At 38.7% G+C, this 25,230-nt stretch carries 26 protein-coding genes; 6 read left to right on the top strand and 20 right to left on the bottom strand.

Annotation, left to right across the window (positions count from 1 at the left end):
• Positions 1-82: 82 nt before the first annotated feature.
• Entirely contained in the window at positions 83-535 is a 453-nt protein-coding gene (locus tag ACFX4I_RS23855) for a MarR family winged helix-turn-helix transcriptional regulator (RefSeq protein WP_377423505.1), read from the bottom strand.
• A 121-nt stretch (positions 536-656) separates the two neighbouring features.
• Between ACFX4I_RS23855 and ACFX4I_RS23850 the strand changes: the two genes are divergently transcribed.
• Positions 657-1,097 (top strand): GNAT family N-acetyltransferase, encoded by a 441-nt coding sequence (locus tag ACFX4I_RS23850; RefSeq protein ID WP_377423502.1) that lies wholly within the window; start codon positions 657-659, stop codon positions 1,095-1,097.
• Between the two features lie 34 nt (positions 1,098-1,131).
• Positions 1,132-1,662, top strand: coding sequence for a YczE/YyaS/YitT family protein (locus ACFX4I_RS23845; protein WP_483878225.1), 531 nt, complete (start codon positions 1,132-1,134; stop codon positions 1,660-1,662).
• A gap of 238 nt (positions 1,663-1,900) precedes the next feature.
• Here ACFX4I_RS23845 and ACFX4I_RS23840 read toward each other — a convergent pair whose 3' ends face one another.
• Entirely contained in the window at positions 1,901-3,169 is a 1,269-nt protein-coding gene (locus tag ACFX4I_RS23840; protein WP_377423497.1) for an erythromycin esterase family protein, read from the bottom strand.
• Positions 3,170-3,198: 29 nt separating this feature from the next.
• Positions 3,199-3,570, bottom strand: a complete 372-nt coding sequence (locus ACFX4I_RS23835; RefSeq protein WP_377423494.1) for a hypothetical protein — start codon at positions 3,568-3,570, stop codon at positions 3,199-3,201.
• Between the two features lie 310 nt (positions 3,571-3,880).
• Here ACFX4I_RS23835 and ACFX4I_RS23830 point away from each other — a divergent pair, with 310 nt between their 5' ends.
• Entirely contained in the window at positions 3,881-4,390 is a 510-nt protein-coding gene (locus tag ACFX4I_RS23830; protein ID WP_144551071.1) for a divergent PAP2 family protein, read from the top strand.
• A 249-nt stretch (positions 4,391-4,639) separates the two neighbouring features.
• On the opposite strand, the gene ACFX4I_RS23825 is transcribed toward ACFX4I_RS23830, so the two are convergent.
• The 12 genes from ACFX4I_RS23825 to ACFX4I_RS23770 form a co-directional block, all read right to left on the bottom strand.
• Positions 4,640-5,347 (bottom strand): GntR family transcriptional regulator, encoded by a 708-nt coding sequence (locus tag ACFX4I_RS23825; protein ID WP_377423491.1) that lies wholly within the window; start codon positions 5,345-5,347, stop codon positions 4,640-4,642.
• Positions 5,348-5,609: 262 nt separating this feature from the next.
• Positions 5,610-6,662 carry a YeiH family protein gene (locus ACFX4I_RS23820; protein WP_377423488.1) on the bottom strand — a complete coding sequence of 351 codons (1,053 nt, stop codon included), beginning with the start codon at positions 6,660-6,662 and terminating at the stop codon, positions 5,610-5,612.
• A gap of 44 nt (positions 6,663-6,706) precedes the next feature.
• The gene (locus ACFX4I_RS23815; protein WP_377423486.1) at positions 6,707-7,456 is read right to left on the bottom strand and encodes a PIG-L family deacetylase; all 750 of its coding nucleotides are present in this window, start codon (positions 7,454-7,456) and stop codon (positions 6,707-6,709) included.
• Positions 7,457-7,600: 144 nt separating this feature from the next.
• Positions 7,601-8,953, bottom strand: a complete 1,353-nt coding sequence (locus ACFX4I_RS23810) for an aminotransferase (protein WP_377423533.1) — start codon at positions 8,951-8,953, stop codon at positions 7,601-7,603.
• Between the two features lie 151 nt (positions 8,954-9,104).
• On the bottom strand, positions 9,105-10,868 hold the full coding sequence (gene xsc / locus ACFX4I_RS23805) for a sulfoacetaldehyde acetyltransferase (protein ID WP_377423483.1): 1,764 nt from the start codon (positions 10,866-10,868) through the stop codon (positions 9,105-9,107).
• A gap of 174 nt (positions 10,869-11,042) precedes the next feature.
• A complete protein-coding gene (phnX, locus tag ACFX4I_RS23800) occupies positions 11,043-11,873 on the bottom strand; it encodes a phosphonoacetaldehyde hydrolase (RefSeq protein WP_377423481.1) in 831 nt (276 codons plus the stop codon).
• 106 nt (positions 11,874-11,979) lie between these two features.
• Positions 11,980-12,435 (bottom strand): hypothetical protein, encoded by a 456-nt coding sequence (locus ACFX4I_RS23795; protein WP_377423478.1) that lies wholly within the window; start codon positions 12,433-12,435, stop codon positions 11,980-11,982.
• 169 nt (positions 12,436-12,604) lie between these two features.
• A complete protein-coding gene (locus ACFX4I_RS23790; RefSeq protein WP_377423475.1) occupies positions 12,605-14,017 on the bottom strand; it encodes an amino acid permease in 1,413 nt (470 codons plus the stop codon).
• Between the two features lie 380 nt (positions 14,018-14,397).
• The gene (locus ACFX4I_RS23785) at positions 14,398-15,030 is read right to left on the bottom strand and encodes a YitT family protein (protein ID WP_230304090.1); all 633 of its coding nucleotides are present in this window, start codon (positions 15,028-15,030) and stop codon (positions 14,398-14,400) included.
• Between the two features lie 611 nt (positions 15,031-15,641).
• The gene (gene tatC, locus ACFX4I_RS23780; RefSeq protein WP_377423530.1) at positions 15,642-16,343 is read right to left on the bottom strand and encodes a twin-arginine translocase subunit TatC; all 702 of its coding nucleotides are present in this window, start codon (positions 16,341-16,343) and stop codon (positions 15,642-15,644) included.
• 148 nt (positions 16,344-16,491) lie between these two features.
• Positions 16,492-16,704 (bottom strand): twin-arginine translocase TatA/TatE family subunit, encoded by a 213-nt coding sequence (locus ACFX4I_RS23775; protein WP_098371765.1) that lies wholly within the window; start codon positions 16,702-16,704, stop codon positions 16,492-16,494.
• Positions 16,705-16,774: 70 nt separating this feature from the next.
• A complete protein-coding gene (locus tag ACFX4I_RS23770) occupies positions 16,775-18,517 on the bottom strand; it encodes an alkaline phosphatase D family protein (protein WP_377423471.1) in 1,743 nt (580 codons plus the stop codon).
• Positions 18,518-19,004: 487 nt separating this feature from the next.
• Between ACFX4I_RS23770 and ACFX4I_RS23765 the strand changes: the two genes are divergently transcribed.
• The 3 genes from ACFX4I_RS23765 to ACFX4I_RS23755 all read left to right on the top strand — a co-directional run bounded on the left by ACFX4I_RS23765 (position 19,005) and on the right by ACFX4I_RS23755 (position 19,886).
• Complete coding sequence (locus ACFX4I_RS23765) at positions 19,005-19,157, top strand: aspartyl-phosphate phosphatase Spo0E family protein (protein WP_283933068.1); 153 nt, start codon at positions 19,005-19,007, stop codon at positions 19,155-19,157.
• A 321-nt stretch (positions 19,158-19,478) separates the two neighbouring features.
• Complete coding sequence (locus ACFX4I_RS23760) at positions 19,479-19,760, top strand: hypothetical protein (RefSeq protein WP_230304088.1); 282 nt, start codon at positions 19,479-19,481, stop codon at positions 19,758-19,760.
• Entirely contained in the window at positions 19,761-19,886 is a 126-nt protein-coding gene (locus tag ACFX4I_RS23755) for a DnaA N-terminal domain-containing protein (RefSeq protein WP_355483987.1), read from the top strand.
• A 182-nt stretch (positions 19,887-20,068) separates the two neighbouring features.
• Here ACFX4I_RS23755 and ACFX4I_RS23750 read toward each other — a convergent pair whose 3' ends face one another.
• The 5 genes from ACFX4I_RS23750 to ACFX4I_RS23730 form a co-directional block, all read right to left on the bottom strand.
• Entirely contained in the window at positions 20,069-20,425 is a 357-nt protein-coding gene (locus ACFX4I_RS23750) for a hypothetical protein (protein WP_283932926.1), read from the bottom strand.
• 23 nt (positions 20,426-20,448) lie between these two features.
• Positions 20,449-21,033: a hypothetical protein gene (locus tag ACFX4I_RS23745; protein ID WP_309519043.1), complete on the bottom strand. Its 585-nt coding sequence runs from the start codon at positions 21,031-21,033 to the stop codon at positions 20,449-20,451.
• A 935-nt stretch (positions 21,034-21,968) separates the two neighbouring features.
• Complete coding sequence (locus ACFX4I_RS23740; protein WP_377423466.1) at positions 21,969-22,955, bottom strand: 2-hydroxyacid dehydrogenase; 987 nt, start codon at positions 22,953-22,955, stop codon at positions 21,969-21,971.
• A 21-nt stretch (positions 22,956-22,976) separates the two neighbouring features.
• Positions 22,977-24,275, bottom strand: a complete 1,299-nt coding sequence (locus ACFX4I_RS23735) for an MFS transporter (protein ID WP_377423463.1) — start codon at positions 24,273-24,275, stop codon at positions 22,977-22,979.
• Positions 24,276-24,645: 370 nt separating this feature from the next.
• The gene (locus ACFX4I_RS23730) at positions 24,646-24,885 is read right to left on the bottom strand and encodes a hypothetical protein (RefSeq protein WP_230303792.1); all 240 of its coding nucleotides are present in this window, start codon (positions 24,883-24,885) and stop codon (positions 24,646-24,648) included.
• Positions 24,886-25,230 lie beyond the last annotated feature (345 nt).

Below are 25,230 nucleotides of genomic sequence, written 5' to 3'. Positions count from 1 at the left end.
TATAAATTTTCTATCCACAACCGTTCCATTGATGCTCACACCAATTAGGCATCCATGAATCAGTGATAGCATATAAGCTGTATCAATACCCCCTTTTATTTCCCTTTTTCACAAATTCCCAATCTACCTCAATATTTTTTCTGACCCTTTGAAGAAGATGCAACATCGTTTCCGTTTCCTCCAAAGAAAATCCAGATAATGCAACCTTGTCGGTATACTCTCCTTCTTTTTTCAATAAGGGATAGACCTTTTCACCCTTATCAGTAGCATATAACTTTTTAATTTTTTTGTTGTCCTGATCATTTTTCTTTTCAATAAAACCTTGAATTTCAAGTTTTTTAATGGCACGAGCCGCTGTCGTACGGTCAACCTTTATCATTTCTGCTAACTTTTCCTGAATGATTCCTGGATTTTCATATATTCGGACAAGATACAAATACTGCCCTTTTGTAAGGTCAAATTCTTTAAATTCAATATTACTTATAGAGTCCAATGCCCTTGCTATCATTCCAATTTCACGGAGTATTTCTTTCATTCAAAGTGCCCCTAACTTTTTGTTGTATTTACAACAAAAATAATTTCGTTTATACTAAAAAAGGATATACATTTATTATGACTTGTCTTATTACATAAATCTAGAAAAGGGATGAAGAACATTGGATTCAAAGAGAATTACTACAGAAAATGATTTAAAAATAGCCTTTCATATTAGAAAAGAAGTATTTGTTGAGGAACAAGGTTTCCAATTAGAAAGTGAATTTGATGAATTTGATGCACTTCATGCTTCTTCTGAACACATTTTAGTCTATTATAATGAAAAACCAGTCGGAACTGGAAGGTTAAGAGTTGTTGATGGTTTAGGTAAATTGGAGAGAATTTGCATCTTAGAGCCTTACCGTAAATTTGGCCTTGGAAAAATAATAATTAAAACGTTAGAAGAGATTGCAAAGGAAAATGAACTGTCCATGGTTAAATTACATGGGCAAACACAGGCAGAGGGTTTTTATAAAAAACTCGGCTATCAGACTTCATCCGATGTCTTTATGGAAGATGGCGGTCCACATCTTTTAATGATAAAAGAATTAATGAATGAATAAGTGTGTTAAATGTGAGTAAAACAATCATTAACCTATATTTGATGGAATCATACTATTAACCTTAGGTTGTTCTTTAACGATACAATCAGACCGTGGAACATCTTCATTTGATGCCCTTTTGGTCGATTTTTCCCATACGATACTTTTAAATTCGCTTTTAAAAAGGCAAAAACCAGAATTAATGGGTCTACTACCTGCTTTAGTAACCGGTCTTGGTATTGATATATCGCTTTTTTTACTGCATAACTTAGTACAGCCAGAACAAATGCTCATTAAACTTCTTTGGTTAACGGTTATAGGGCTAGGGACGGCTATCTACTTACATGCAAATTTCGCTCCAATTCCTGTAGACCGTTTGATGTTGATCATACAAGATCTAACTGGAATGAATACACTATATTTTAAAACATTCATTTATCTTTTCTTCTTAGTTTTGGCACTTACTTTCAGTGGACCAATTGGTATCGGAACCTTATTAACCGTCTGTTTCGGTGAACCGATTCTTAATTACTTCATGTTATTAATTGGTAGTTTATTTAACAAAAAACAGTCCATCCGCAAATAGATATCAAGATAAAAACCATTCTTTATAGAATGGTTTTTAATTTAAATATTAAACCGCTTTGTACGAACGATTCATTAGCTTTTCATAAGTCTCAAATAAAAATAGAAAAGATCAAACGCAATAACTTTGGTTTCCGTCGCAATGATAATACCAATATTGGGTAGCATTAAGAATTAGCACGAACAAAAAGGCAAAGCCCTTTATAACATGACATGTTATAAAGGGCTTCGTCTTTTTATTACACAACGGGTGCTGTTTCATGAACAAGCGGGTGAAGTGCCTGAGTTTCATCAATGTAAATAAAAGCATCATATCTATCTGACATTACAGAAGGTACATAGTTTCCATATTCTTCATATTCCGGTCTGTATACAACCCCAATCGCCCGATGTCCGATCCTATCTTGGAATAGCTGACGATTTTCATCAGTGAAAATGAGCAACTTATCATATGCCCCCGAAAGGTGCATAGCCTCCTCCCAACTTCCATTAATTGCTTTGGGAACTGTTTTTATTTCAAGATCCATGCCCCACTCATCTGCTGCAATAACAGTCCCTCTGTAGGTTCCGAATCCTGTGATAAATACATCTTCAGTTGGGTTTTGCTCACGAATGACCTGACCGACGTTAATCATCCCGGAATCTCTCATATCAGTAGCGCTGGCATCGCCAACATGGGTATTATGTTCCCATACAATCGCCTTGCCTTTTGAACCGTAAAAATCCATAATTTCATTAAGTGCATCCACCATATGCATATCTCTAATATTCCATGATTTATCATCATGAACCACCATTATCCTGTAATAATTTTCTGCATTATACGCTACTAATGCATTCACTTGAAGATTCAAATTCAATTCTTCATGATGGGGGTATTTTTCTTTTTTCCGTTGTATGGTTGTCAGTAATTTGGCCACTTCCTCTATACAGTCTTCTGAAAAAATGCCTGCGGAAACTGCGTACTCCTCATTATTACGATTGAATGGCTCAAAACATGTGAACGCATGTCTTGCAGCGTCGAGGTCAGGCGAATCAATTTGTTTTAAGTAATGGATAACTTCATCCATGGATTCCCAAAGACTATAGATATCTATCCCATAAAATCCAACTTTTGTTTGATTTTGTCCAGATTCATTGTATTCTTTCATCCATTCAATCAGGTCTATCATTTCCTTATTTGCCCACATCCAGGTCGGCCAGCGGTCAAAAATTTTTAGCACATCCTTTGCCGAATTAGATACTTGGTCATAGCCTTTAACATACCTATTAATTGCCTGGCATGCGGGCCAGTCGCCTTCAACTGCTACAAAGGTGAACCCTTTTTCCTGAATGAGTTTTTTTGTTATTTCAACTCGCGCCGTGTAAAACTCGGATGTTCCATGGGATGCCTCTCCCAGCAAAACAAATTTTGAATTTTTAACTTGTTGTATGAGCTTATCCCAATCGGCTTCACTTGTAAGCTTGACTGATTGTTCGATTATTGACTGAACGAGATTATGATGCACTGTTTTTCCTCCTTGTTCTTTTACGAACATTATCGTTTGTATTCAGCATTATAAGAATTTGAACCTGCGTGTACTGACAGTAAAGTATCAGCGTATCCTACTAGACGATTTATAAGTTCATCACAAATTGAGTAAACCAGCTGAAAATTTTCTTCCTCAAATAAAACAGGGTCATCCAGAATGACTGTTGTGTTAATGAACATATCTTTGTTTCCATATAGATTGTAGTGCACTATAGCCTTTCCAGCAGCTCCCCCAGTAACTTGATCATTAAAGCCGGGAATGAAAACAAACCATTCTTCAGCCGTAGCGGACCTGAAGTTTTTTGTGAAAGACATTCGCTCGGTTACCTTCATGATCTTTTTTAACTCTTCCGGATTTATATCCTTGATCTTGTTCATTCCATTGCCACCCTTAACACCATGTTAATAATCTTCCGTTATATATTTTCCTTAAGTGACTCATCCTATAAATATTATTATTTAATGGTGACTTTCTCCGTAAAAAAGCAAGCCTGAACCCTAGATCGTAAATTTTGCTTCAGGTGAACACGGACACAGCAAAAAGTGTCATTATGATGCATTAAGTGGACTTTTATTAAATGCCGATAATCATGGAACTGCTGCATATAAAAATTATTATTGGGGTATCAAAAGAGGGAAGATAAAATCCTGGATTGGGTTGGACTGGTCTGGAGTGGAGGAGTTGCTCATGGAAAAGATGAATCGGGGAATTTTAACGGCACTGTCGGCGATCGGCATTGCACAGGGACTGAAAATTTTAACGCATAATAAGCTGACGGGAAAGTGGGACTTGAAGCAGGCTTTCACAACAGGCGGCATGCCTAGTTCGCACTCTGCAGGTGTGGCCGCACTGGCATCCTATGTGGCAGCGAATAAGGGCTGGCTGCATACGGAAACATCGCTTGCGACAGTGTTTGGCGTGATTGTGATGTATGATGCTCAGGGGATTCGGCGCCATACAGGCGAAATTGCTAAGCTTGTGAATGATCTTGAAGATAATATGGCGAAATTTTCTGGAGAGTTTCCGAGCTTCGAGTATGTGGAGCGTGAGAAAGAACTGAATGAACTGCTCGGACATCAGCCTGTGGAAGTGGGAGCAGGTGCGCTGCTTGGAGTGGCACTTGGGCTTATTTCAGCTAAATTGGAGGATGGCAAGCCCACCAAAACCAAACGGTTGAAAACGGTGGACATACACTGATATTCCAGCTCTTGAAGTAAGGCATGTAATGAACAGGTCTAAAAAAGAGCGTGCATGATTTATACGATCTAAAAAGCTATCTCAGTATAGGGATACTTTCTTATGGATATAGAAAAATTTTCCATCATAAATGCTTTTGATCATAACAATGGCAGCATGTAGTCGTATATTGTATATACTGGTAGACTTGAAAATGACCTAAGCCTTTCAACTATCTTGGAAAGGGCTTAGGTCATTTTATGTGCAAAATCAATTCTTCCGGGACATTTTCATAGCGAATGAGTACATATCCGAGCGGAATAATCCTTTGTAATATTCTACTAAGTTACCATCAGAATCAAAAATCATTCGTTCTGTAATCAGCAAGCACATCGTTACGGCTATACCTAAATGTTCTGCATCTTCTTTTGTTGGAAAGCCGCAGGTTATGATTTGTTCCGCTTCACAAAAGTCAATGTTTAGATCACCTTCGAGTGCATCATACAATACGGTTGTACTTAAATCGAATTTCGTCAATTTTTTTCCTAGGTCCAAAGAATAATAATGCAATTCTATGGCTATTGGGACATCCCCTTGCAACCGCAGCCTTTTAATATGGTAAGATTCATCCTCAAACCCATTTGCATCAGCTATATTTTCAGGTGTCATTACACGGCCATGATCTAGTAGTTCAATCCCCATGCTTTTAGTAGTTTCCGTAAAACTTATCATCTTAAGCCATTCTTGTACAGGTTTAAGGGAAACGAATGTTCCCTTACCATGCCTCTTTTCCAATATCCCCTCACGAACCAGGATGGATACGGCTTCCCTAACAGTACTCCTGCTGACAGAATACATATCCATGAGTTCCCTTTCACTTGGGATTTTATCTTTATAATAACCTTCCAAAATCTGATTTTCCAATATGGTTTTCAATTGAGCATGTAAAGGGATTGGATTTTTAAAGTCTAACTCCATAAAATTTCCTCCAAACAGAAAAAGACATCGTAATGTTCGTATCAGTTCTTATATTTATTGTAAACCAAATAATTATAATATTCAAACATGCCATCGGTCGGTTTTTCCTTAAATTAGGATTTTCCATTCCTTCTTTTCCACTAAAACGTTTCTTCAGATGAAAAAAAACCTGAATAGATCTATGTATTCAGGGCTTATCCTATATGCAACCTTCATCACGTTTCAGGCATATTTAATGGGCAAAAATAGAAAAGCTTATCTATTAAACGATGAAGTACGAGATTATCGAGAGCAGCAACGAGGTAATGGTCATGGCTAAAAGAGGACGCATGGCTTTTGTCCGCAGTGCCTGCAAGCTAACATTCAGTCCAAGACCGATCATGGCCATTGTCAGTATAAATGTAGTCGTTTTGGAAATACCATCCATTACGGGAGGAGACACAGTGATATACGTTCCAAACACATAACTTCCTATTAGACTCATGATTATAAAACCAACGAGAAACCATGGAAAATCAATTTTGGCATCATTGCCCATTTTCCCGGACGTGCGTTTTTTCATCCAATACATAAAAATGAAACATAAAGGGATAAGTAAAAAGACACGGCCCAATTTTGCGAGGAGTGCAATTGCTAGAGCATCTTCACCAGCCGGTGCTCCTGCCAATGCAACATGGGCAATTTCATGAAGACTGATCCCAGACCAAATTCCATAATCCAAAGCAGATAGCGGAAGGATCGGACGTAAAAGTGTATAAACTATGGAGAAAAGTGTTCCCATTAAAGCAATTATCCCGACGCCTATGGCTGTATCCTCTTCCTTCGCTTTCACGATTGGAGATATTGCCGCAATGGCTGCTGCACCGCATATCCCGGTTCCTACAGCAAGAAGAAGGGAAATGGAGGCATCTGCCTTAAACCACTTTGCAATCAGAACCATCACGACTATTGCAAAAGTCACTGTTCCTATGTCACGTACCAACAATGGCAGTCCCTGATTGAAAATCACATCGATATTTAATTTCAACCCGTATAAAATAATGGCAAAACGCAAAAGTTTTTTTGCGGAAAATTCTATTCCCGTCCGGAACTTTTCTGGATATCCCGCAATTTGACGATAAATCACGGCAATGATGATCGAGCAAGCAAGTGGACCGATTCGATTGAATCCTGCAATCTCGGACAGCCCCAAGCCTAAGAGGGCAATAAAAAAGGTGAAAGCGATACCGCTCAGCCACAAAACCACCCTGTTTTGAAGCAATTTTTGCTGCTCTTGTGGTGTTTCTTCCAGTGGCTCATATTTTTCTAATTCCATATATTCCTTCCCCCTTTCCAGATAAACTAAAGCCCAAATACGTATCATCCCAACCTTTCAATCGTTTGAAAAAAATCGGATTCTTCTATATTAGTAGGTGAATTCCCTTTGATAAAACACTCGGATTTCTTTAAAAAAGGCAAGCTTGGATTTTGATTCCCCCACAATTCAGGAACGGCTAGGGTCTGGGAACGATGGGACCTTAAGGCACGGATCTTTTTCTGTATAGTCCCTGCTATATTCACTCTTGTGATACTGCTCAGCCCGTTTTCCTTTATCCATTCATCATAAAAAGCATGCCAAAGGACAAAGTACAGACTATGAACCTTAAAAGCTGGAAATACTGGATCTGGATAAAAATCGGGATCACCGGATTTTAGAAAAGCAAATTCGGCAGCACGGCCAATCGCACTATGGTCTGGATGCCCCCCATATTTCTCGTGGAATGTTACTAGTGCATCCGGTTGAACTTCACGAATCACCTTTACGATTCTCTCCGCCAATAAATCGAAGCTTTCAAATTCAATCGTCTTATCCCTTACGTTTAAAAATCGCAGGTCGTTTATCCCCAATTCTTCACAAGCTCTTTTTAACTCCTCTACCCTTAGTTCAGGCAATGCCTCCCTTGTTGTAAGAATGGGATTTCCCATGCGCCTGCCCATTTCGCCTTTTGTCGCACATAGTAATGTAATAAGAACACCGCGCTCAGACATTTTGGCAATGGTTCCCCCACACAGGAATGACTCATCATCGGGATGTGCAAGAACCACCAATAACCTTTGTTGTGATTGCATATTTCCTCCTACTTCGGATTCTCCAGTTTTCCCACTGCTAGACCCTCCATGAAAAAATGGACATGGATGTCATAACGGTTAGACAAATCATGCCCATCTTCATTTTCGTCTATATAGTCCCTAAAGCTCAATCATCTATTTTGGTTAACATAATTCATATAAAACGGATTTAACTGTTTCTATGACAAAGCGTAGATCTTCAACGGTCGAAGATAAAGGCGGTGCAATGATCAATACATTTCCATATCCAGGAACTGTATCACCATTACGGCCGATGATAAGCCCCTTTTCTTTGCAGGCCCCGATTATTTTACCCATGAACTCATCGGAAACTGGCGTTTTTATCTTTTTATCTTCCACTAATTCAATGCCATATAAAAACCCTACTCCCCGAACTTCCCCTACTTTATCCAGGGCTGTCAATTCAAAGAGCTCACTTAGTGTCGATTCACTAAGTTCAGATACACGTTGAACGATTTTTTCATCTTCCAAAATTTCAATGTTCTTTAACGCAACTGCGCAAGATGCAGGGTGGCCTCCATATGTTGACACATGCCTGAAATGATTTAAATTTCCGTTCTCTTTGAATTTCTCGTAAATCCTGGAATTCACTGCCGTTGCTCCAAGGGGAAGATAACCGCTGGTCAACCCCTTTGCCATTGTAACAATATCCGGTTGAACCCCATCGGAGTGCATGAACCCAAACATTTTTCCGGTTCTTCCAAAACCTGAAACCACTTCATCCACAATTAACAGAACATCATGCTTTTTACAGATTTCCGAAACCCTCGTTAAGTATTCTTTCGAAGGAATAAGGACACCGCCACCAGAGATGAATGGTTCAAGAATAACACCAGCTACCGTTTCAGCCCCTTCAAAGTTAATGACCTGATCGATATATTCAGCTGCAAGTAAATCGGAGTTTTCAACGTTTTCCCCAAACGGACTCCGATAACTGTACGGAGGTGGCACATGCAGGAAACCTGGAACAGCAGGATCATATTTCACTCTCCGATTTGCCTGTGCGGTTGCGCTTAGCGCGCCAAAAGTATTGCCATGATAAGCTCTGTACCTAGAGATGAATTTGTATTTACCCTGATTGCCATTTTGGTAATGATATTGCCTGGCTATTTTAAAAGCTGTCTCATTCGCCTCAGAGCCGCTGTTCGTAAAAAACGTTGTATAGGAGCCTTTTAAATGTTCACTTATTTTTGCAGATAATTCGATTGCCGGCTTATGGCTTAACGTTAAAGGGAAATAAGATAAGTTAATCATTTGTTCATAGGCTGCCTGCGCAATCTCTTTTCGCCCGTGACCCAGGTTCAAGCACCATAAACCGGAAACCCCATCTAGATATTTATCACCTTTAGTATCTGTGAACCATGAGCCGGATCCTTCTGTAGCCATCATGGGAGCATCTTTCTCATTATAGCGATGCATCGCATGCCATAAATGGTCTTTATCCATTTGAACAAGGTCTTTCGTTTCAGTCTCCATCTTCACAATTGAAACCCCCTTATTATTCATTGAACGCAATTAAGTTAATTTCCCATGCTGTTACAGACCTTTATAGAGCGAAATGGTGATGGTGCGATGATCAAAATAGTTCATCAAGTCATCGCACCTGTCATATCACCTTTTCACAACATTATTTATCCCAGTTTTTATGATCTAAATGAGAATATTTTTCTAATAATCTAGTAGGCATTTTTAATGCATCTTTTCTAAATGGAGGAGCTAATTGTGTTCCATCCACTTGTATATCAATGACAGTCGGTTTGTTTGATTTTATTGCTTCTTCAATGACAGCGCCTAACTCCTCAGGTTTTTCCACTCTAATACCAACAGCACCCATTGATCGGGCAACTTCCGCGAAATCAGGATTTTGGATATCCGCCCCTACAAAACGATTATTATAAAAATCGACCTGATTCTTTTTCTCTGCACACCATGCATTATTATTGAACACACATGCTATGACCGGTATGTTTTCTTCAACGGCAGTACTCACTTCATGTAAGCTCATGCCCCACGCGCCATCTCCAACAATGGCTAAAACAGGCGTGTTCGGTTCAGCTAACTTGGCACCAAGTGCAGATGGGTAAGCAAATCCCGTGTTCCCGAATGTAAGCGCAGCGATATGCCTGCGACCCTGATTGAATTTCAAGTAAGCGTTTGCAGTTGAAGATACATTACCGATATCTGTAGTAACGATGGCATTTTCAGGCAACACTTTTGTCAATTCCAATAGGGCCCGACGCGGATTGATCGGGGTTCCATCGATCATCGCAAGATTCACCAATTCTTCTTCCCATTTTTGTTTTTCATTCGTAACTTCTACTATCCGCTCTTTTTCTTGTTTTAGGTTTGGTTTATTAGCCTTCAACCGTTTCAAGATCTCACGACTCGCTTCGCGGGCATCTCCGATGATCCCCACTTCCACAGGGTGCGTCCTAGCTATTTGCCTTGGGTTAATATCAATTTGGATGATTTGCGCATCTTTAGGGAAATAATCAATGTCATAGCATGGTAACGTTCCAAATACCGATAATCTTGTGCCTACCGCCAATATGACGTCCGCTTTCTTAAGTGTATTCATGGCAGCCTTTGAACCCATGTAACCTATTGGACCGACTGACAATGGATGATCAGCAGGAAAAGCATCATTATGCATATAGGAGACAGCTACCGGAGCTGTTAAATATTCTGCCATATTCTTAATTTCCTCAATGCCATCTGAATCAACAGTTCCCCTTCCGGAAATGATCACCGGATACTGTGCCTCGGCTAAAATTTCTGCCGCTCTATCCAAGGATTCAGAAGACCCGCAACCCCTTTCATCCACGCGATATTGATGTGGTTGAAGTATTTGATCTTCCACTTCACCATAGAAGTAATCACGCGGGATATCGAATAAAACCGGTCCTCTCTCGGCATAGGCAATTCGAAATGCTGTCCTAAGGCAATCAGCGACCCGGCCTGGGTGTGTCACTCTAACTGTTTCCTTCGTGATGGCCTTGAAGATGGAAACCTGATCACATTCTTGGAATCCATCCCATCCAACCGTTGGTGTACCAGCAGAAGGTGATATAACCACCATCGGAGTATGAGCTTGATTGGCCGCTGCAACAGAGGTGACCATATTCGTCATTCCAGGTCCGTTTTGCCCGATGACAACTCCTGCAACACCAGAGACACGACAATAGGCATCTTCCATATGTGCTGCACTTTGTTCATGGCGGACACCAATGAACCGGATGCCTGCAGTTGGCAATAAATCAAGCATATCCATGAAAGCAGATCCCAGAATTCCCGAGATATGTTTAACTCCCTCGGCCACTAATGTCTCAACGATGGCTTCACTTGGTGTCATTTTAACTTTCGTTCCTCTTAACATTTTTGTTTCGACCATAGCACATTCTCCTTAATTATAGTTATTTCTGATAATGACGTTGCGACGTCCGTACCAGTTATAAGATGTATAATACTACCATCGGATGAAACAGTCAATAAATAAATTGAATATTTTGAATTTATTTAAAATCTCTAACCAACATAGTCACTAACTCATGTATTAGATTCTTTTTTAACCAATAAATATATCCTTTTTTTCTGTCAATCTGTAGTTGATCCTATCGATGATCTCCAATAAATCACCTATTTCATCAATTACGAAATCGGCTCCTGCATTCCAAAAACGATTTTCTGCATGTTTCATCCGTTTTTGCAGATCGTATGGGTCCATTTGGTTGATTTCCGCTTCTGAAAGGCCAATTTCACTGCCGCCTTTCAATACGGCAACAGTCCACATTCCCGCAGAAATGCCTTCTTTGATGTCACTGATCGTATCACCGACTTTAACGATTTTGCTGAGTGGATACACTTGGAGATTCATCGCCGTCTTAAAGCACATCCAAGGGGCAGGCCTTCCTGCAGGCACTTCGTTAGACGCAACGATGGAATCTGGTTGATAGCCCCATTTTTCCGCCTCTTGTTCAACAATATCAATCATTTCACGAGTATACCCTGTCGTCGAACCGATTTTTATTCCTTGCTGCCTTAAACGGCTGACTAATTCAATTACGCCTGGTATTGGCTTGGCGTTTTTCTTGAGAACCTTAAAAAGCAAAGCCTCAAAGTCCATATATAATGATTTTAGATCTCTTTCGTCCGGTTCTTTCCCGAATTTAGCAATCCATAAATTGGAGATTCGTTTCATTTTCAGGAGTTCCATTATATGATCCATTTTCAATAAACCCATTGGTTCCCTTGCTTCCTTAATGGAAATATCTATTCCCCTTATCCTGAATATCTCGACAAATGCTTGGACCGGCGCAAAACAACCATAATCCACCGTCGTTCCTGCCCAATCAAAGATCACTGCCTGAACCTCTTTGCATTCTTTTGCACTTTCCAATCTAAGTTCCCCTCCTCATCCTTACCTCCTTTAAAATCACCAAACTAGCTAAAACTGTTATAACCCATAAATCCCCACCTGGTGATAACCTGGGTATAAAGATAATTCATTTCACTTCTTCCAAAAATAACTGTAGATCTTCTTTGGTAGCTTCAGAGAGTCTTTTCATTTTTTCAAGGTCCTTATCCGGATTCCCGGACTCCCCAATTAATGGGTAAAGGTTTTTCTCAATCCGTTCATACCAATCGGGGTATTGATCTTCCACTTGCTTTTCTATCGAATCCCATGTAGAACTGATCTCTTTTCCCATTTCTTGAATTTTCCCTGAGTCCGCCTCCGTACTTATTTCTGATTCCAATCCTTTTATGGATTGAATCACATCGCCGACACCTTTTTTAATAACCTCTGCATTTTGGGTTTCACCCGTATTTGAATCTGGATTTTTATTCATGACTGGACTTTTTTCTTGTTGAGCCTCGTCAGGTTCAGCTGAATTGTTGCAGCCTGACAGCAATATGGCTCCAAGGATAACCCCACTAGTCATTACACGGAAACCATTCAACATAATCCCTCCTTCATGATTTAAAAGACAGATGGCGCCAAGCACCTTTTGGCACTACTCTCTTTTTCTATGGGAATCATATTCTAGCTGATTAGTGATTGAAGAATTTTGTCTGAGGAGTTCCATAGAAGTAAACGAAGCATGACCTTAAAATGGTATAGAGCAAAAGCTATAATTTTTCAGAATTTGGGGAACCAGAAACAATATTTAATTCATTCTCCGTATACTTCGCCTTTTTTCGCCGAATGAAAAAGAATGAACAGATAACGATCAAGCTAAATAGCATGGTAAAGATAAACTGTGGACGCTGCGAATCGATAAATGCCATTAATATTAACACGGAAACCATGGAAATTATCGTTGCATAAGTCAAATAAGGGAATAACCACATTTTGATCTTGAAAATTCCGGGATTATCTTTCTCCATTCTCTTCCTTAATCGCAGATGGGAAACCGCAATGGCCAGATAAACAAGAATCCCGACTCCACCCGAGGAATTCACTAAAAAGAAAAAGATTTTATCAGGTGAAACATAACTGAAAATGGTGCTGATAAAGGCATATAAAGTCGAGCCGACTACAGCAAATATAGGGACACCGTTCTTGCTCACTTTTGAAAATAACTTTGGAGCGTCACCCTTTTGTGCAAGTGAAAATAACATGCGTGAACTCGTATATAATCCCGAATTCAAACAGGAAAGCAATGCAATGAGAATCACGATATTCATGATCAGGGCAGCAGAAGGGATTCCAATCATTTCAAGTACGGCAACAAATGGACTTTTCAGCAAAGAAGCCGAATTCCAGGGTAATAGCGTCACTAGTATTGCGATGGACCCAATATAGAAGATCAGGATTCGCCAAACCACACTATTCAATGCACTTCTAACTGACTTAACCGGATCGCTCGTCTCACCCGCGGCAATAGCTGGAATTTCCACTCCAACGAATGCATGAAAAACAATTGCGACTCCAACAAGCACAGAACTTAGTCCATTAGGAATAAAACCGCCGAAATTCAAAAGGTTGGAAGCGCCAGGTGGTTTTATCGTTGGAATAAACCCTAATATCACTGCCACACCCAGGCACAAAAATAGTATGATACTGATTATTTTAATGATTGAAAACCAGTATTCGAACTCACCAAACGATTTTACGGAAAAAATATTCGTCAGTTTCAATAGGACAATCAATGATAGACTTATGATCCAGACGGGAACGGAAGGAAGCCAGCTGTGTATGATTGCAGCTCCCGCTGTTGCTTCCAAAGCAATGACGATTACCCAAAAGAACCAATATAACCAACCTGTTGTAAAACCGGCCCATTCACCGATCCCCTCTCTTGCATACACGGCAAAAGATCCAGTATTGGGATTCACTGTGGCCATTTCCCCAAGCATCCTCATGACTAGAACAACGATCAAGCCTGCCAAAACATAGGATAATATCGCCCCGGGGCCCGTTTGACCAATAATGATACCACTACCTACGAATAAACCAGCGCCTATGACTCCACTTAAGGATATCATCGTTAAATGCCTTTGTTTCAGGCCTGGTTTCAGTTCTTCCTGTTGATGTTTCATACCCTCCACCAACTTTCAATATTTTGGGGAATCAACTAAAATAATCGCTACTTGCATGTAAAAACAAGGCTTTTTCAACTGCCTGTCCTTTACACTTTCACAAAGATAGTGGAAACTTGGAAACATGGCATTTTAAAAACAACACAGGAAATGACGCTATGAACTTATGATTCTATATCCTTATTCCCCCTTCCTTAAGGCTATTTTGTAATTCGAAGCGGATATAACATCACTACGTCATGATGTTAGTACCACTTTCTATGTGTATAATACACTCTGATTTTTTTAAAGTCAATTTAAAAATCAGAATATTTAGATAACAAAATGAAAATTTTAAAATAAGAAGATGCCCCTTAATACTGCAAAACCTCAAATATTTTTCATTTTACTTCTTTCACCTTGGAGGATTCGTCTAACACACTTTCCGTTGCTAATTTTACGGTATTCTGCTTCCTATCCAGCATTTTCTTTAGAAGGTATGAAAAAAGCAATGTAAACGCAATTCCCTTAACAATCGATGTATAACCGTAAACAAGAAGGCCCAATATCAGTACGATAAGATTAATAATCCTTATTGTCGCTGCAATATCTATTTTTTCATTTTTATGATGTAAAATTAAGGCGATCACGTCAAAGCCAACGGTGGAGGCATTTGCTGTTATACATAAATAATATCCTATCGCTATCAAAATGGACGAAATGATAATCACTAAAGCGATATTTATATCGAAATTAATATTCAATGAATAAAAAAAATTAAAAAAAACCATATAGCTAAGCGAACTTACAATCGACTTAATAAAGTATTCTTTCCCTAGAAAAACTAAACAAATGATCAACAGTAGTCCTGTTACGAAATTGGCTAGCATGGCAATGTTAAAACCCGATAATGCATTCAATAATAATGCCGAGCTAGTTACCCCGCCGTTAATAATTTCATTGGGAACGATTAAATAAGCATAGGCAAAGGTCATGGAAATGTTTCCTGCGATAATTTTCACTAAATCCTTCATAAACTTCTCACCATCCCGTTCGATATTTTGATACTGCTTTCCCCCCTAAATATATATTTATACTTGAACCATAAGATACACATTCTTCTCTTACAACCATTTATTCGAACCTTTTTACGTTCGATATTTTTGAATGATTGATGAAGAATGCTTATTTTGGTTCAAGTGATTACAATAATTCGCTAACCAGAATCCTCTCTCCTTCTAATAAATAAAATAAAACATCCCTCTTAAAACTTGAAGATGTTCATGTTTACTATATAAACATTTAAGCAATGCAGATTTTTTGTACAACTTAACGCTGTTCAGAAGCCTTTGAGTTTACCTGAATGAATAAGACATTCCAATAAATGATTTAAATCTCCAAAAGGTTATACAAGAAGAAGGCTATTTATAATGCTGCTTCAATAGACTTAGTCCGATATTAAACAACCAGACAAAATAAATAAGAAAAGCATTTATGTAAACAGGGAACGCAAACGCCCCCCTAATTATTCCTATCAATTATTATATTGCAATAAAAAAATTGAGGGATATTCCCCTCAACTTTTTAGTGTCCAATAACTATTTCCTAAGAAATGTTTCTTTCAATAGGTTGTGGATTAGCCATTTCATGTTACAGATAAGGCTGCCTCATCTTTCATTAGCCTTTTTCGGTAAACCATATTGGACAGCTGTACACTCACTTCATAAAGCACAAGCAAAGGGACAATAACCAAAATGTCCGAAATGATATCTGGAGGCGTAATCAGGATCGAGATGACAACCAGGACGAAATAAGAAATCTTACGAGACTTTTTCAACACTGTTGGATTGATGATTCCTAATCTGGTCAGGAACATGACCACAAGCGGCATCTCGAATAAAATCCCGAAAGGTAAGATCAAGTTAATCATGAACCGAAAATACTTTTCCGCTGTGAACATCATCTCGAACTGCCCGGCCGATAGGGAAGTGAGGAAACCCAGCACTATTGGAAACAACACAAAATATCCAAATGAGATACCAGTGATGAATAGAATGAAGAGCCCGGGTATGAACCGAAATGTAACTCTTCTCTCTTCCGGTTTCAACGCTGGAGCCACAAAGCGCCATAACTGATAGGCTGCTAGCGGAATCGTTGCAGCTATTGCACAAACCGCAGCGATAATCATGTATACCCATAGGATCTCACTTGGTCCGAGCACGGCAAGCTTTCCTTCCAAATCCTTAATGAGCAAATCATAAATATCCTGTACGAATATGAAACTCACTATGAAAAAAGCCAGAAAACCTATCAATGTTTTAATGATTCTGCTTCGGAGTTCCTCCATATGTTCAATAACGTGTAAATCCTTACTTTCCACCTTCACTCCTCCTTTTTAGACATTTTACTTGCACTATTGCAAATAGCATTCTCCCTCGAACTCTTCTCATGAAAAGAAGCAGGCGAGTCTTTCCGCCCGCTCTATCCCATTAAATTCATCCCTCTTTTTTAACAGCTCTTAACGCAGCTTTATTCTCATTTTCTTCCTCTTTATCTGAATCATTCACCAAACCTTTGGTTGCACTTTTGAATTCTGATAAAGTCCGGCCAAATGCACGGCCGATTTCCGGCAGCTTGGACGGTCCAAAAATAATCAGTGCAATCACGAGGACAATTACCAAACCGGGTATTCCTATATTTGAAAGCATTCTTATTCACTCCTCTGATATTCACATTTTTCTTCGCTATATTCTTATCAAGCATCATTATAGTTCCCTATCAATTAGTCACTTTCCCCTGATTTTTCATTCTTTGTTTTTCATGTGCGCGATTATGGGCTTGTGTCCGATCTTCCTCGACTTCGTTCGTTTTTTGTACACCTTCCATAACCGCTGCTGATGCAACCTTTCGCAGGCCTGTTTGATCCTTATCAAAAACAAAGGATGCTCTTGTTGATATGTCCGCACCTGGTTCTGTAACGAATGGGACTACACGGTAGTCAGCCTTCCATTGTTCTGGGGTTACTTTGCATCGGACATATCCTCGGTAATCATTAAAGAACTGTATATGTGGATTCTGACTTAGTATTTTATCAGTATCCGCACGCTTATCCGCTCCATTTCCACCAGATGTGATGGAAGTTCCGACAAACTCCACACCGAATATCTTTGAATTTGGATCATCGAAATCCGCCTTTAAATTGGCTGCCCAGCTTGCATGTACATCACCGGTCAACACGACCAGATTTTCCAGGTTGTTTCTTTTGATTACATCAATTAAACGATCGCGTGCAGCCGGGTAGCCATCCCAGGAATCCATGCTGAATTTGGGAGCGGTTGGTGTTCCATAATTCCTTTGTGCAAAGAAAATCTGCTGAGGCAGAACGTTCCACTCCGTATTTGATTTTGATAGATTGTCAGTTAGCCACTGTTCCTGCTCTGGGCCTAGCAATGTCCGTTTCGGATCAAGTGACTCAGGCGTTTGCGGGGAACTTCCATCGCCGTTTGCCTGATCATCCCGGTATTGACGGGAATCCAATACAAAGAAAGAGGCCAGATCGCCATATGTGAAATTTCTGTATAACCGCATATCCGCTCCCTTAGGCAAAGATGATTTACGAAGGGGCATATGCTCATAGTAAGCTTGATAGGCGGCGGCCCTTCTCTTGATGAATGCTTCTACCGATTGTCCTTTTTCCGGAATGACATTTGCATAATTGTTTTCAACTTCATGATCATCCCAAGTCACGACCCATGGGAAAGCTGCGTGTGCCGCTTTTAAATGGGTATCGGAGCGGTATTGTGCGTACCTATTTCGATAATCCTCAAGCGTGATGATCTCAGGACCACTATGTACACGGACATTACCTGAAGAAGAAACATATTCGTTTGGTCCATATTCATATATGTAATCGCCAAGGTGAAAGACAATATCCAGATCTTCTTTTGCCAAATGTTTATAGGCCGTATAATAACCATGCTCAAATTGCTGGCATGAAACAAACGCGAATGACAAGCTAGATACACTTGAACCTATTGGCGGAAGTGTTTTCGTTTTCCCAGTCTGACTTACTTCCCCTCCGCTTTTAAAACGGTAAAAATAGACCTTATCAGGTTTTAACCCGCTTACTTCCACATGAACGGAGTGGCCAAGTTCCGGCCTGGCTATTTCCTTGCCTTGCTGGACAATCTTTCTGAAATTCTCATCCTTTGCCACTTCCCATTTAACGGAAATGGCTTCTTTTGGCATTCCTCCGCCATTCAACGGATCAGGTGCCAACCTTGTCCATAAAACTACACTGTCCGAGAGCGGATCACCTGAAGCTACACCGAGAGTAAATGGATAATCACTGAATTTCGGGGCAGCATTCACTTCAATCCCGCCCATTGATTGGGCAAGGGCAAGACCTAATGAAAGTCCGGCAAGCTTACTTGCTCCCTGGATAAAGTTTCGGCGGTCCATATTCTTACCTAATTCGCTCCAATTCTTAATTAAATCATCCATTGCTCTTTCATTATTCATTGATCTTTCCCTCCTATTATTTGAATCTGGTTCAAGTATAGGAGGGCATTTTTAAAGGTGTATGAAGAAGTGTAAACCAATAAATTTCCAAATAGGATATTCCGAGCAGGACTAATGGTTCCCATTGAACACAAAAAGAGATTTGATTCACTCATACATTTACATAGACCTACAAACTTCAACACACAAAGACAATCTTTAGTCCTATTTCTCTTCATGAATCATTTATTTAATCGTTACAAATAACTTCCATGGGCTATTTTAACAATGAAAAACTTTTAATAAACTTATAGTATTTCATCTGTTTATGTAAGCCTAATGAAGTCTGCGGGAAAGTAGAATAAAAGCAAGATACAAAATCGGACTAATGAATGCCCAAATAATTAATAAGTAATCACTCACCTTTCATTTAAAAACACCCTAATTTATGTAATAATGGTTTCATAATAAAAAATGAAAGTACTTGAGGGATTCTGCATTGGAAAGTATGGAAGAATTACATGAAAAAATTGAGATATTGAGGAAAGAATTAATAACTATAGGAATGATATATGGTTTTACAGCCCCAACAACATTATATAAAAGCCAGGAACTAGATAAACTGTTGAATTTACTTAGGAAAAGAAAAAGAACCAAATGATTCAAAATATGTCTAATTCTACTAATAATTCTTGGGATCATTACAACTGCAAGAACTATCACCCAGAGTTATTTTGGAAATTATTTTTAATAATCACTGTGTGGTTCATGCAGCATTTTTCCTTTACTTAATCACCTTGAATTCTTTTCTTGGACTCGTGGACTAATTTTTCTGTAAAATTCAATGAAATGTTCATCCCTTCTTACATAATGCTTCTTAATCTAGTTTTCTACGTTATTTCGTGTAGAATTCGTCATGGGATTAGAACAAAAAGAAGTTATAATAAATAGAAAGATAACCAGACATCAAGGGGGGTGTACAATGGTTAGTAATGATAAAACCAAAGATATTTTAATGAAAGAGTTACAAGCGCTTAAACTCTCCCTTGAACATGAATTAAATCGTGTCACTCAAATAATAGATCATTTAAAACCAGATAAAGAAGATGTACCACCGTTAGAAGAGGTCACATTACATACTGAATTGTTGGACGATCAAGATATATTCTCTTTTGTTAAAGTACAATTGCAGAAAAAGATCTCTAAGCCGAGCTATGAGACATGGTTGAAAGACGTATACTTGTCTTCGATTGAAAATGACTAAATCACATTAGTTGCTTCTAATGAGTTCGCCAGAGATTGGCTGGAGGAAAGGTACGCAAAATTAATAAAATCCTTGCTTAAGGGGATCAATGGAAAGGATCATTCCATTCGGTTTATTGCGAAATAAGGCAACACTTAAACAACCAAACGAAGAATCTATAAAGGCTTCTTCGTTTGGTATAAAAAATAATAAAGTACATGTACTGTTCCTAAAGCTTTTGAGTCTTAGATAAGATTAAAGTAAATAGGCAGCCATGTGGCTGTTTTTTATCGCCCCGAAATGCCCCGATTTCTTAAGTCTAGAGTTTTCTATGCATTAATTTTCCTATATCTTAATGTCATATCAACTATTGTCAATAATAAAACAAACCATAAGATAGGATTTTTCAAGGAGATTCCTACAGTGGATTTCCCCCCCATAAATGTTAATACTCCTATTAGCACTAGAGTATAAAAAATAAATACTGCTTCTACAATTAATGAATTTTCACATTCTTTTTCAGTCTTTCGATTAAGGACAATATAGATAATCGCCACTGAGATAATTCCAATTGTCAGTGCAGTCTTAGGTATGTCATTGAAAACGATATGTGGGAAATAATCAAAAATCATTAGAAAAGAAAAGAATAATAAGATACCTATTTTCAATAATATTTTCAGTTTCATTTTATTCCCCTTTTCCTAGTATATTATTTCCCGAACCAGTAATTGCATTGGAAATATTGAACAGATTTAGGTGATGTATAATTACTTTTTTCATAATGAACTACTGTTGCATGATAATTTCTTTTCTTTTCTGCAGTGCTATAAGAACTTGATACCCAAGAACCCACATAAGTTGGACTAATTTTAGACCAGCTATTTAACTTTACAAAAAGCCAATTTAAAAATACGCTATCTGTTAATTTTTTAGGAATTTTTTTCATCATATATGCGAAAATTAGATTTTTAGCTTCATTTACACCAGTATTTTTGTAGGTTCTATAAATTGGAGGTATTTCTGTTTTTGTTGATCCACCTGAAATAGGAGCATAGGAAGTAATACCACCAACGATAGGTGTTCCAATACTCATAACTTCATTATACAAGTTTACAATCTCTTGTTCCGTTAAAATTATATTACTCATTATTTCTATACCTTTAAAAAAATAGGCATACTCTTTTAATTCTTGTTCTGTAGATGTCTCGGTGATAACTTCTTTACTTGCAAAGGAAGGAGCTACAAAAGAAAAGAAAATAATCAAAGATACTGAAAAAGCACACAATTTTTTCATATATTCAATTCCCCTTTTTATAGTTTTTTAATCTAACCATTGTTCCCTCAATTAAAGAAATAAAAAGTAATTCCCTCATGAAACATACACGTTTATGTAAAGAATCTTTGTAGAAGGTGAAGTCGAAACAGTTCCAGTAAATAGTTAAATATCAGAGAATAATACAATTTAAAAGCATTTTAAAATACGGCGTTTTCTTGAATGGGTATTAGTTACTATTCAAAATTAACATTTATATGACATTATATCTATATTTAATTCATATTTTTAAAAAAAATATAAAAATTGCAGACTTAAAGAACCATAAACTTAAAAATATCGATACTTATTTTATCAGTCGCATTTATTGACGCTAGCCTTTGTGGAAACTCTGAATCGCCAGCCAATTTATTAATTTACATATAAACGCTATCATAATATTTGTAATGCAATATCCCACGTTTCTTCAAACCTTTCATTCATAAAAAAAAGACCAAGCATTGCTTGATCTCAGTTTGTAGACAAAAGGTTGATTCTACATTAACTATGACCAGGGGAGAAATGTTAGCAATCAGATCAAGCATGCTTGGTCAACAGTGCTTGTACAATTTGAACGTTGCCTCCAGGAACTCGCTTTCTGCGGGCGGTCCGCCCTCAGCGCCTTTGCGCCTGCGGGTCTCCCCTGGACGAGCTTTTCCCGCAGGAGTCTCGGACACCCGCTCCAATCAACTTTGTTTTAACTTTTAGGTAGAACCCTTTTGCCTAAAGTCTTTATTGTTTTAAACTAGTTCCAAATTGAATGGATGCCTTTTTTATTGAATTTTTCTTTTATGTCCTGCATTTAATAAAAAACTATCTATCTCATCTAAATTTATGAATGGTGTGAATTTTAAATATCAACGATTTTTTAATTTGTCAGGGCCAACCTAATATTTCCGCTGTGTTAATAATTTTTACTATTTTTGTGACTGAAGTCCTTTCAATTCAGGGACAACATTGCTTACCTCCCTTCCAGTAACCGCTGCAACGAGGTTCTTCGCCGCAAGCATGGCCATATCAATTCGTGTTTGATGAGTAGCTGAACCTACATGCGGCAGGGTAACCACGTTCGGCATGGCTAAAAGCGGATTGTCAGGCGATACGGGTTCCTGTTCAAATACATCCAAACCGGCTGCAAGAATTTCCTTATTTTGCAGTGCTTCAATTAGGGCCTTTTCGTCCACCGTCTGACCGCGGGACGTATTGATAAAGATCCCGGATTTTTTCATCAGCGCGAATTGCTCGCGTCCCATAAGATGCCTCGTCTCCAGAGTATAAGGGACCATTAAAAGGACGAAATCGGATTCCCGTAAAAGGTGCTCTAAAGAGGAGTAGGTTGTCTTGAGCTTTTCCTCCACTTCAGATTTTCTTCGCCGATTATGATACAAAACTTCCATGTTAAAACCGAATTTTCCTCGTCTTGCAATGGATTCCCCAATTCTCCCCATACCGATGATGCCCAATGTTTTTCCATGAACATCAACGCCAAAGAGGGGTTCATCGCCTTTATTTCCCCACTTGCCATCCTTTACAAGCTTGTCCAGTTCCGGAATACGGCGGGCTGCTGAGAGCATTAAGGCTAAAGCTAAATCAGCCACGGTTTCATTGAGAACATCAGGTGTATTTGTACCGATTATGCATCTCTTTTTCATTGCCTCTAGATCAAAGTTGTTGTAGCCTACCGAGATATTGCTGACAGCCTTTAGACATGGTGCATGGTCCAGAAATTCATCATCTATTTTTTCTCCGCTGATGAGCAGTCCCTCCACATCGGAAATTTCCTTTAACAGCTGGCTTCTGGTGATTGGTTCAGGGCCGTTCCATTTTTCATACTGGCAATACTTCGAAATAAATGCCTCTACCTCGGCCGGTACTGGTCTTGCTATATACACTTTTGGCATCAATTTATGTCCTCCTCGGTTACCCTATTCTTGAATAGGATGTTTTACAATAAACCAATAACAGATTGCGGCGCATCCTGCGATTAAACCGCCAGATATAAAGGCAAGGGAGTAAGAACCAGTTGCATCCACTATCATGCCTGCCACAACAGGGGAAAAGGCTCCACCAAAATAACCGCCAAAATTCTGAATTGCACCTACGGAAGCAACCATGGAAGGAGGAGCAATGTCACCGGCAAGTGCCCACGCGCTGCCTGTAATGGCAGAAATAAAACAAAGAGCAAGGGTCAGTAATGTTAAGGTAATAGCTAGCCCTTTGGCAAGTGGAACTGCACATACAACGATAGCGGCCGAGATGGCACATATACTAATTAAGGCACGCTTTGCTTTAATAGGTGTAGTAATTCCCTTGTCAACCCATTTTTTAGTAAGATATCCTCCGAAAATATTGCCAAAGATTCCGCCAAGCCAAGGAATACCAGCATATATACCCATTTCTTTAAGTGAGACATGATGGACATCAAACAAATAAAGGGGAAGGAAGACAAGGAAAATGTTCCAGATCCAAATGGTACAGAAGAAGCCCAGAATCATCCCCCACACGCTTCGATATTTAAATAACGAACCCCATTTTATTTTTGATGATTGAATGCCTTGCTCCACTCCACCACCTTCCGACTTAATGTAATCAAATTCCTCCTTGGAAAGTTTTTGGCTTTTTTCAGGATTTTTATAAAAAATAACAAAACCGATCGCGAAGATGATGCCGATCACACCCGTTATATAAAACAGCGCTCTCCATCCAAAAGTCACCATGATGAAAACGAGAATTGGCGGTGCAATGGCTGGTCCCCATTTGGACGAAGAATCCCAAATTCCAGTTGCCAAGCCTCGTTCCTTTTTAGGAAACCAATACGAAGTGATCTTAGCCATCGTTGGAAAACACGGTGCTTCTCCCACTCCAAGTAAAATCCGTGCAGCAATAAATGAACTCATTTTATGAACGCCTCCGGTTAAAATGGTCGCACCGCTCCACCAAATAAGCGCAATTGTATACACCTTTTTGGTCCCAAACCGATCAATCAGCCAGCCGGAAGGAAGCTGCATTAATGCATAACTCCAAGAAAAAAAGGTCCCCAATAACCCGATTTCGGTCACGCTTAGTCCGAGATCCTTCATCATTTCGGGAGCTGCAATGGAGAGGTTGGCCCGATCTAGATAGTTGATTATTCCCCCAATCAATAACCAGATGACGACGGTCCAGCGAAATTTCCGTCCAATATTTAATGGTTTTTCTTGCTTTGTTTCCATTCTTGCTTCCATATCTTATCCCCCCTTGTTATATAAAACGCCATAAATGGCAGCGCTTCCAAAATGAGAAAAAGCCAAAGTTCACGCTTGGAGAATATGTATATACAAGGAGGTTATTGTTTTATAATATAAAACTCGGTTTTTGTATTATGACAAAAAATAAAAAGAAAATTCAATTTATTCTGTAAAGTATCGTATTATGAGGATGTGTGATTGTCAATCTTTATTCTTATTTTTAGGATTATATTCCTAGTAAACATTTTATGCCAAGTGGCGAAAAATTGATAGACCATTTTTTGAGAGTAAAATCATAACATACTTTAGCCCACGATCCATTTCCATCTCTGGCTTTGCTACCGGAAAGGCTTAGAGACGTTTTTTATTATTTTTCTATAAGATAAGCAAGCGCTCCTGATACATGCGGGACGTCCATAGAAGTATCTGATAAAGCAGTTTGTAGTTTACCAGATAAGTGGGACATTAATTGTTCGCTTGGCGCTGCTGAATTCACTTTTCTATTGGTATTATTAAATCTTAATGGAAGCCGGGATTGTTCCACTTCTTCCTGATAAGCACCCGGAATACTTATTTCAATTATTGTGGAGATTCCATCCCTTTGCACATTTACTACAGCTATATTTTTTAACAGTATTTTAAAAGAGGAAGGAAAGGCTTGCTCATCATCCGTTCCTCACAGTGACTTTGAGTTACTCTTACCTCCTCTCCTTTTAGGATCAAGGCATAGTTGTCTTGAGCTTAAAAATACGAAATCATAAAAAATTAACATGAGATATTATTTTAGAATTTTTTAAATGAATAAACGGAAATAAAAGAATAATATTAAACTATTGATCGTTAGTTCAATAAGAAAAAGAGCTGTTGTAACAGCTCCCAGACTGTAGACAAACTCGATGAAAATCGAGTTTGTCTATTTTTATGGCTTGTACAATTTGGACGTTGATTTCCA

The organism is Peribacillus sp. YIM B13472, from assembly GCF_042788005.1.
GTDB classification, from domain to species: Bacteria; Bacillota; Bacilli; order Bacillales; family DSM-1321; genus Peribacillus; species Peribacillus simplex_E.
This window is presented reverse-complemented; position numbering and strand designations above follow the sequence as displayed.